The sequence below is a fragment of the uncultured Salegentibacter sp. genome (assembly GCF_963972535.1).
GTDB lineage: Bacteria > Bacteroidota > Bacteroidia > Flavobacteriales > Flavobacteriaceae > Salegentibacter.
The window spans coordinates 1-9,738 of the sequence record NZ_CAXAVR010000098.1 but is presented as its reverse complement, the minus strand read 5'-3'; the positions used below and the strand labels follow the sequence as shown (position 1 = coordinate 9,738).

At 38.3% G+C, this 9,738-nt stretch carries 8 protein-coding genes and 1 pseudogene; 4 read left to right on the top strand and 5 right to left on the bottom strand.

Annotated elements, in window-relative coordinates:
- Positions 1 to 509, top strand: a 509-nt coding sequence (locus AACZ30_RS10970; protein WP_339649344.1) for a DinB family protein, incomplete at its 5' end; no start/stop codon positions are given.
- Here the strand turns inward: AACZ30_RS10970 and AACZ30_RS10965 are convergent.
- The 5 genes from AACZ30_RS10965 to metK all read right to left on the bottom strand — a co-directional run bounded on the left by AACZ30_RS10965 (position 506) and on the right by metK (position 5,765).
- Positions 506 to 1,444 (bottom strand): pyridoxal-phosphate dependent enzyme, encoded by a 939-nt coding sequence (locus tag AACZ30_RS10965; protein ID WP_339649341.1) that lies wholly within the window; start codon positions 1,442 to 1,444, stop codon positions 506 to 508. The genes AACZ30_RS10970 and AACZ30_RS10965 overlap by 4 nt on opposite strands.
- Positions 1,445 to 1,583: 139 nt before the next feature.
- Entirely contained in the window at positions 1,584 to 2,036 is a 453-nt protein-coding gene (locus tag AACZ30_RS10960; protein WP_075324812.1) for a universal stress protein, read from the bottom strand.
- 15 nt (positions 2,037 to 2,051) lie between these two features.
- Complete coding sequence (locus AACZ30_RS10955) at positions 2,052 to 2,981, bottom strand: glyoxylate/hydroxypyruvate reductase A (RefSeq protein WP_075324811.1); 930 nt, start codon at positions 2,979 to 2,981, stop codon at positions 2,052 to 2,054.
- Between the two features lie 29 nt (positions 2,982 to 3,010).
- On the bottom strand, positions 3,011 to 4,375 hold the full coding sequence (locus tag AACZ30_RS10950; protein ID WP_075324810.1) for an acyl-CoA dehydrogenase family protein: 1,365 nt from the start codon (positions 4,373 to 4,375) through the stop codon (positions 3,011 to 3,013).
- Between the two features lie 133 nt (positions 4,376 to 4,508).
- Positions 4,509 to 5,765: a methionine adenosyltransferase gene (metK, locus tag AACZ30_RS10945; protein ID WP_075324809.1), complete on the bottom strand. Its 1,257-nt coding sequence runs from the start codon at positions 5,763 to 5,765 to the stop codon at positions 4,509 to 4,511.
- Positions 5,766 to 6,687: 922 nt separating this feature from the next.
- Between metK and AACZ30_RS10940 the strand changes: the two genes are divergently transcribed.
- The 3 genes and pseudogenes from AACZ30_RS10940 to AACZ30_RS10930 form a co-directional block, all read left to right on the top strand.
- The gene (locus AACZ30_RS10940) at positions 6,688 to 7,980 is read left to right on the top strand and encodes an O-acetylhomoserine aminocarboxypropyltransferase/cysteine synthase family protein (RefSeq protein ID WP_075324808.1); all 1,293 of its coding nucleotides are present in this window, start codon (positions 6,688 to 6,690) and stop codon (positions 7,978 to 7,980) included.
- An 85-nt stretch (positions 7,981 to 8,065) separates the two neighbouring features.
- On the top strand, positions 8,066 to 9,079 hold the full coding sequence (locus tag AACZ30_RS10935) for an alpha/beta fold hydrolase (RefSeq protein ID WP_075324807.1): 1,014 nt from the start codon (positions 8,066 to 8,068) through the stop codon (positions 9,077 to 9,079).
- Positions 9,042 to 9,738 (top strand): annotated as a pseudogene (locus AACZ30_RS10930) (aspartate kinase); the annotation flags it as partial. The gene AACZ30_RS10935 and the pseudogene AACZ30_RS10930, both read left to right, overlap by 38 nt.

The window sequence follows — 9,738 nt, the reverse complement described above, 5'->3', positions numbered from 1 at the left end:
ATAGACCTGAAGTGTGGTTACGGGGAAAAATTCCTGATGTTCCAGATTTACTACAGCCCGCCGCTCAAGCTTTATTACAATCTGGCGAAGAGGTGGAAAAATATATGCAGGATTTTCCAGAAGAATTGCTTTGGGAAAAGCCTGCCGGTCGTGCTTCAGTAGGATTTCATCTGCAACACTTAACCGGAGTGATAGATAGAATGCTAACCTATAATAAAGCCGAAAAATTATCGAAAAATCAGTTTCAGTATTTAAAAGATGAAGGAAAACCAAATAACGATATTTCTGTGGAATTTCTTGTTCAGAAATTTCAGGAAAAAGTAAATGAAGCGATTGATTTTCTTAAAAAAACACCTGAAAATATTTTAACCGAATATAGATCGGTAGGCAGAAAGGAACTGCCTTCAACGGTAATCGGTTTGCTTTTTCACGCGGCAGAGCATAGTCAGCGACACGTTGGGCAACTTTTAGTAACGGTGAGTTTTTTAATGGAGAACAGGGAAATTTAAAAAGGTAAATTACTTAGATCTACATTACCTCCCGAAATGATAATTCCCACCCTTTTTCCGTGAAATTTTTCTTTTTCCCGTAAAACTGCCGCAAATGCTACGGCGGCAGAGGGTTCAACTACAATCTTCATTCGTTCCCAAATGAGTTTCATAGCCGTAATGATATCATCTTCTTCAACTCGTATAATTTCAGAAACAAACTTTTGAATTATAGGGAAATTCTTATCTCCAAGCTGGGTTTTTAATCCATCAGCAATTGTATTGGTGCTGGAATTGGTTTCGATTTTCCCGGATTTCAGAGATCGATAAGCATCGTCAACTTCAAATGGCTCGGCACCAATGGTTTTACATTTTTCAGCATAAAAATCTACGGCCAGCGCGGTTCCGGCTATAAGTCCACCGCCACCAACGGATGTAATAATTATATCCAGATCAGGAAAATCTTCAAGGAGTTCTTTTGCCGCGGTTCCCTGGCCATAAATTACATTTAGGTCATTTGAAGGATGCAGAAAAGTGGCACCGGTTTCTTTTTGAATCTTTTCGGCCGCAGTTTTGCGAGCTTTTATGTTGGGCTCACACTCGGTAATTTGTCCGCCGTAAGTTTTTACCGCATCTTTTTTAACCTGTGGAGCCGAAGATGGCATCACGATATAAGCCGGGATTCCCAAATTTTTAGCCGATAACGAAACTGCCTGCGCAAAGTTACCGGACGAATGTGTTACCACGCCTTTCGCTCTTTCTTTTTCGCTTAAAGCCAGGATTGCAGCAGTTGCACCTCGCATTTTAAAAGCACCCATTTTCTGAAAATTCTCACACTTAAAGAAAATTTCAGTTTCGGCTAATTTGTTTAATAAATCTGAAGTTAGTACCGGGGTGCGGTGTAGGTATGGTGAAATTTCTAAATGTAGTTTGGTAAAATCTTCTTTACTGATCATTGTGAGTTATTTCAATCAATAAAATTAAAAGAAATTAATTCAGTAAAAAAGTATAATCCAGCTGAGTAATCTATCCTGAAGTGATTTAATAAAAAAATTAGTGCTTAATTTCAGAAATAAGATTTTGATTTATAGGAAATTATTTTTCTTCTTCAATAGGAATGGAAAGCACCGGGATTTCGGCATTTTTAAACAATTCTACCGACACACTTTCAGCAAAAAGATTATAGAAGAAACTGTGTTTGTGAGTACCTACAATTAAAATATCGGCTTTAAGCTTTTTGGCTTCTTGCAATACGGTTTCAACAGTAGAGCCCTGAATTAAAAGCGCATCAGATTCTATATTTTTATCAATAAACATATCGCGAATTTGCTGTAATTCTTTGTGCTCGTCTCTTAATTCATCGGCTCGCATATCTCTAATATATTGCGGGCCGGCATCAAAACCGGCAAAATCGGGATCTGGGGCGGCTACGTGAACCACCCAGATCTTAGCCCCGAATTTTTCTGCTATACTTTCAGCGTATGCCATAAGTTCTCCAACGGCATCATTAAAATCTACTGCAACCAAAATGTTTTTGAAAGTTTTCATACGCTGATATTTTAATTAATAACCTCTATCTCGTTCTACCACGTTCTTAAGTTCTTCTTCATCCTGCAATCTTTCATAATTCTCAATAATTTGCGGCACTACAGAGTTTGGATGAGTAACGCTGGCAATATGCGGTGTTATCCTTATTTTTGGATGTTTCCAAAATGGATGCTCGTCTCTTATTGGCTCTTCCCAAAATACATCTAATGCCGCACCAGAAAGATGGCCATCGTCTACTTTTGCCAGTAAATCCTGCTCCACTAAATGTTCACCACGGGCAACATTAATTACGTATGCGCCTTTGGGTAATTTTTCGAATAATTCTTTATTGAGTATTTTTTCGGTATCGGGAGTTAAAGGAAGCATATTTACCAGGATATCAGACTGCTCCAAAAACTCATCAAATTCATCTTCTCCGGCAAAGCTTTCTACGTTTTCAAATTCTTTTTTATGCCTGGAAAATCCTATTACCTGGAAGCCATTTTTTAATAAATTATTGGCCACGCTTTGCCCAAGGTTACCTATCCCCAAGATCCCAACTTTTACATCGTTATTGCGAGTATAAGAAACAGGTTCCCATTTTTCGTTTATTTGGCTTTCCCTGTAATGGAGTAAATTTCTTTGGTGCGCAAGAATAAGGGTAAGTACAAAGGTTCCCATATCTTGTTCCAGCCGATCGTCTACCACTTTAGTGATTTTTATATTTTCGGGAAGTTCCTGATCGCTGGTAATATGATCTACCCCGGCTCCCATAGAAGCAACGACTTTTAAATTGGGATAATTTTGAAAGATTCCACGGGGATGATTCCAGGTTAAGGCAAATTCTACCTCTTCTTTATCGTGATCTTCTGGATACACGTAAATATTTAAACCCGGATGTTGATTTTTTAAAGCTTCAACCCAAGCTTTCGGGTCTTTACCCGGACTAACAATTAATAATGACATTCTATTCTTTATTTTTGAATGGTTAATATTTAACTTACAAAAGCACTGTATCCCGTAATGGCACGGCCTACAATTAGCGAATTAATTTCTTTTGTTCCTTCGTAACTATAAATGGCTTCGGCATCGGCTACAAAACGGGCAACATCGTGTTCTAGTAGAATACCATTGCCGCCCATAACTTCGCGGGCACGGCTTACCACATCCCTGGTACGCATACTACAAAAAACCTTCGCCAAAGATGCGTGTTCATCTGTTAGTAAGTCGGCATCCTGCATTTCAGAAAGCCTAAAAACCAGTGTTTGCATTGCGGTAAGATTGGAAACCATTTCTACTAAATGATTTTGAATTAACTGGTAAGAAGCAATTGGTCTCCCAAACTGTTCTCTTTTCCTGGTGTATTTTAAAGCGCTTTCATACGCGCCCCGGGCGCAACCAACCGCCTGCCAGGCTACTCCAGCACGAGTCATTCTAAGTACTTTTGCAGTATCTTTAAAGGAATCTGCTTTTTGTAACCTGTCACTTTCGGGTATTACACAATCGGTTAAAGTTATAATGGCATTCTGCACAATTCGCAAGGCCATTTTATCTTCCATTTTTTCTGCTTTATAACCAGGATTTCCTTTTCTTACCAGGAATCCTTTAACCTGGTTGCTGTCTACATCCCGCGCCCAAATAATAATTACATCAGCAAAAGTGGCGTTCCCAATCCATTTTTTCTGTCCGTTTAAAATCCAGTTTTCACCGTCAAACTTGCATGTAGTTTCAAGTCCGCCGGCCACACCAGAGCCAACATTGGGTTCTGTTAATCCAAAGGCACCAATAGCATCTAATTTTTGCATCTTCGGAAGCCATTCCTGCTTTTGTTCTTCACTTCCGCATAGGTAGATAGATCCCATTGCCAGGCCGCTATGTACGCCGAAAAAAGTTGAAATAGAAACATCTACACGTGCAATTTCCTGTGCTATAATACCTTCCATTAAAAAAGGAAGATTTGGGCAGCCATAACCTTCGTAAGGCACACCGGTAATATTTAGTTTCTTGAATTTCTCAATAATTTCGTGAGGAAATTTAGCACGATTCCAATGGTCGTTTACCAACGGCCTAACTTCATCTTCCATAAAATTTCGCACCTCCATTTGGAGCTTGCGCTGCTCCTCGGTAAGTTTAAGGTCTAAATTGTAAAAATCGCCGGTAATGGGAGGAAGGTCACTCTGGCCTTTTTTCTGCTTGGTTTTTAACATTTTCATCAAACCCTTGAGTTGACGCTCATCTAACTGGCCTAAACTTTTCATCGCTTCTGAAAGGTCTATCTGCTTATTAATTTTCGCTAATTGATCCATATCAACCGACTTTAATAGGTTGATGGTGTTTCTTACTTTTCTAAAAACGGACATAAGGTGTTTGATTGGTGGAATTCTAAAATTAGGAATTAAAACTGCGTCCGGTTGTTAAAGCTTTCCGAAGAAAACGTCAAAAAAAAATACCGCTGAATGCAGCGGTATTTAAGTAATAATTATGGCTTAGAATTTAGAGACTAAAGGCTTCCTTCACCTTGTCTACATAATCCAGTTTTTCCCAGGTAAAAAGTTCTACTTCCTTTTTTACTTCCCCAGAATATGGACTTTTAAAGATTTTAGTGACCGTTCTTGGTTCTTTCCCCATATGCCCGTAAGCAGCAGTTTCACGATAGATAGGACTCCTAAGTTTTAGACGATTTTCTATGGCCCAGGGGCGCATATCAAATATCTGGGCTACTTTTTTTGCAATTTCCCCATCCTTCATATCCACTTTGGAAGTACCATAAGTTTCTACTGAAATTGAAGTAGGTTCTACCACCCCAATCGCATAAGAAACCTGTACTAAAACTTCGTCTGCAAGCCCGGCGGCAACCAGGTTTTTGGCAACGTGACGCGATGCATAAGCAGCCGATCGGTCGACTTTACTTGGGTCTTTTCCCGAGAATGCACCACCACCGTGCGCGCCTTTTCCGCCGTAGGTGTCTACAATAATTTTTCTTCCGGTAAGTCCCGCGTCCCCGTGAGGCCCCCCAATAACAAACTTTCCGGTAGGATTTATATGATAAGTAATATCATCATTAAAAAGTTTCTGAACATAATCTGGTAATTGTTGTTTTACCCGTGGAATAAGAATTTCAAGAATATCTTTCTTGATCTTTTTCAACATAGCATCATCATCTTCATCAAAATCGTCGTGCTGGGTAGAAACCACAATAGCCACAATTTTTTGCGGCACATTATCGTCACTATATTCTATAGTAACCTGGCTTTTAGAATCGGGACGTAAGTAGGGGATATCTTTGCCTTCGCGTCTTAATTTTGCCAGCTCAATAAGTATTTTGTGAGAAATATCTAAAGCCAGCGGCATATAGTTTTCGGTTTCGTTGGTGGCGTAACCAAACATCATTCCCTGGTCTCCGGCGCCCTGTTCCTCCTTATTTTCACGATCTACACCCTGGTAAATTTCCTGGGATTGTTCGTGGATTAAAGAGATTACGCCACAAGAATCACCACTAAATTTGTATGCTCCTTTAGTATAACCAATATCATTAATTACTTCCCGGGCAATGTTTTGAACGTCTAAATAAGTGTCGCTTCTTACTTCACCGGCAAGCACCACCTGGCCGGTAGTTACTAAAGTTTCGCAGGCGACTTTAGAATTTTCATCAAAAGCAAGGAAATTATCGAGTAAGGTATCGCTAATCTGATCGGCGATTTTATCGGGGTGTCCTTCAGAAACACTTTCTGAAGTAAATAAATAAGCCATATTTTTAATTTATTTTAAAAAATACGGGTTGAATTTGACGAAAAGCTAAGGGAGTAGTGATACTGCTTTAGCATTTTTCTTATACTTTAAAAAGCATAAAAGGGTTGCAATCAGTCAAATCCTTCCCTTTAATAATTCGGTTACAAATGTATAAAAATAACCCAAACTCATACTTTCTTTAACTTTCTTTTTTATAGGGTTGAAGACTTTAAAATTTCGACTTCAATTTATAGCGTATAAAATTATAGTTTTATACTTCTGAAATATAGCTAATTAGGTTTGTGTTTTAGATAAAAATAGATAATAAATAATTTTACAGCCATTAAATTATTGATTAATCAGTTTAAAGGAATAAAAATTTATTTTTCGTAAAAGTGAAGTTTGGATTTGGTTATTAAAAATTTCTGCCCTTATCTTTGTAACCAACAAAACAACGAAATGTACCAGATAATTTGCAATATGATGCGTATGATGATGTGGAAAACTTCCGCAGCGCGCTCAATTGCTTAATTCTGAAAAGAGATAAATTGCAAAAAGCCGCTGCCAATCGCAGCGGCTTTTTTTTTATTTAAAACTTAGTCATTTCCGCGGAGGCGGAAATCCAGATTAAGAAAATAGGTTAGTAAAAATTAGATTCCCATCGGTATGGGAATTACAAAAACAAATATGATGATTAAGGCAATAAATAAAATGATGATGCGCACTATGATGATGTGTATGTGTATGCAACACATGAATTGCTATTGCCAAAACCGAATGTAACTTAGTTTGTTTAGAGTTCAATTAAAAGGTCCCCTTGGTAATAGCTACTTAAGGGGACTTTTTTATTTAAAACACCGTCATTTCCGTGAAGGCGGAAATCCATAACAAAAACATAATCAAGCTTTCAAAATAGAAGCAAAACTTTAAAAAATTAGAAATTATGAGTACTCAAAAATTTTCAACAAACGCATTACACGCAGGTCACGATACAAAAAAAAACGGAGGAACAAGGGCAGTACCAATTTACCAAACAACTTCTTATGTTTTTAATAATTCAGATCACGCTGCCAATCTCTTTTCCCTGGCAGAACCCGGTTATATCTACACCCGATTAAATAATCCTACTAACGATATTTTAGAACAACGTCTTGCAGCACTGGAAGGCGGGATAGCAGCTGTAGTTACAGCTTCAGGCACAGCTGCAATTAATACCACGCTTTTAACGCTTTTAAAATCTGGAGATCATATTGTAGCATCCAGTAGTTTATATGGAGGAACTTATAATCTACTAAGTGTAACTTTACCAAGATTTGGAATTACAACCACCTTTGTAGACCCTGAATATCCAGAAAATTTTAAAAAGGCTGCAAAAGAAAACACGCGTGCCATTTTTGTAGAATCGCTTGGAAACCCGAAGCTTGATGTTCTGGACCTTAAAGCAATTTCTGCTGAAGCCAACGCGCTCAAGGTTCCATTTATAGTGGATAATACCGTGGCTACACCTTCTTTGCTAAAACCTATAGAGCACGGCGCCGATATTGTAATTGAATCGCTTACCAAATATATTAGCGGTAACGGAACTTCACTTGGAGGTGCCATTATAGACGCCGGTAATTTTAACTGGGCAAATGGGAAATTCCCCGAATTCACTGAACCTTCACCGGGTTATCACGGGCTAGTTTACCACGAAGCCTTAAAAGAAGCCGCATTTATTGCAAAAGTGAGAATTGAAGGGCTTCGAGATCACGGCGCGGCTTTAAGTCCGTACAATGCTTTTCAGATTTTACAGGGTTTAGAAACTCTTGAAATAAGGATAAAGCAGCATAGTCAGAATGCTTTGGAACTGGCCACCTGGCTGGAACAGCAAAAAGAAGTAAAATGGGTAAACTACCCTGGGCTGGAGAGCAGTAAATACAATAAACTCGCTAAAGAGTATCTTTCTAAAGGGCAAAGCGGCGTAGTGACTTTTGGAGTTGAAGGAGGCTTTGAATCGGCTAAAGTTGTAGCCGATGAAACCAAACTTTTCTCCCTCGTTGCCAATATTGGAGATACGAAATCACTAATTATTCATCCGGCAAGTACTACACACCAGCAACTGGACGAAAAACAACAGGCTACTGCTGGAGTTACACAAGACCTTATTCGTATATCGGTTGGGCTGGAAGATGTTGAAGATTTAAAAACAGATTTAAAAGAAGCTTTTGCTAAAATTGAGAAAAAAGCTCTGGTATAATTTATTGTTGGTGGAAAGGCAAAGGAAAAAGCAGCCAGGTTAAGTCTTTTTCCTTTTGCTCTTTCTAAATCAAAAAACGAAAAAAATGCTTCAGGAACTCTGTTTAAAAGATTTTGAAAATTCCGCGGGAACGGTTCAGGATATTTATTTGAGCTTTCAGCAATTTGGGAAAAACCCAGAAACGGCGCCGGTGGTTTTAATAAATCATGCGCTTACGGGTAACTCTCAAATTACGGGAAAGCTTGGCTGGTGGACCAAAATTGTGGGGCCTCAAAAATGTATTGATACCGAAAAATTCAGCATTCTGGCTTTTAATATTCCGGGTAATGGTTTCAACGGAAAAAAAGAACATTTAATTGAAAATTATAAAGAATTTACGCTTAGAGATATTGCAAGAATCCAGGTTTTAGCACTTCAGCAATTAAAAATTGAGAAACTTTTTGCCATAATTGGAGGCTCAATAGGCGGCGCACTCGCCTGGGAACTAGCCGCTTTAAAACCTGATCTAGCTGAAAATATTATTCCTATTGCCACAGATTATAAAGCCACAGATTGGGTTTTGGCAAACTGTAAAGTGCAGGAGCAAATTCTTAATAACTCTAAAGAGCCGGTGAAAGATGCAAGAATGCATGCAATGACCTTTTATCGTACTCCGCAATCTTTAAGTAAGAAATTTAACAGAACAAAAGAAGAAATAAAACCTTGCTATAAAGTAGAAGGCTGGTTGCAATATCATGGTGTTAAACTGGAAGAACGTTTTCAACTCGCTTCCTATAAATTTATGAACCACTTGCTAACTACTATAGACATTAGCAAAGGCAGCGGTAATTACCTGGAAGTCGCAAAGAAAATTGAGGGAAATATTCATATTGTAACAGTGAATTCTGACTGGTTTTTCCTGGCCGATGAGAATTGGGAAACTTATGTAAACCTTTCCCTGATTAAAAATAATGTAAGTATTCACGAAATAAGATCAATTCACGGGCACGATGCTTTTTTAATAGAAGCCTCGCAACTGTCCAGATTTTTAAAACCCGTATTTAAAACCAACAATATAAAAAATGAAAAAAGTGAACATCATCTTGTTTGGAATAGGTAATGTAGGAAGTACCTTAATTCAGCAATTACTCGACGCAAAAAAACAATGGGAAAAGCATTCGGGGGTTTCTGTAAATATTCCTGTGATTGCCAATTCAAAAAAAGCGCTTTTTAATGCTGAAGGTATTTCAGAAAACTGGAAAAAAGATTTTAAAAAATCTTCCGAAAAGTACAAACTGGAAGATATCCTGGATTTCACCAAAGAAAATGACCTGGAACATCTTATAGCAATAGATGCCACGGCCAGCAAGGAATTTGTTGAAATTTATATTCGGTTAATACAAAATGGCTTTAACCTGGTAGCCGCCAATAAAGTTGCGAACACACTTTCTGCCGAATTCTATAACAAATTACGAAAAGAATTAGATTACCACGGTAAGTATTTTTACTATGAAACCAATGTGGGCGCCGGTTTGCCAATTGTACAAACCGTACAGGGCTTGCACCAGGCGGGAGAAAAGGTGACCAAAATTCGTGGGGTTTTTTCCGGTTCGTTGAGCTTCATTTTTAATACATATTCTGAAAATAAAGAGAAGTTTTCTGATGTACTGCGAAAAGCCGGAAGATTAGGATATACCGAGCCTGATGCCCGCGAAGATCTCTCCGGAAATGATGTGGGAAGAAAATTATTGATCCTGGCTCGTGAGCTTCAGTTAGAAA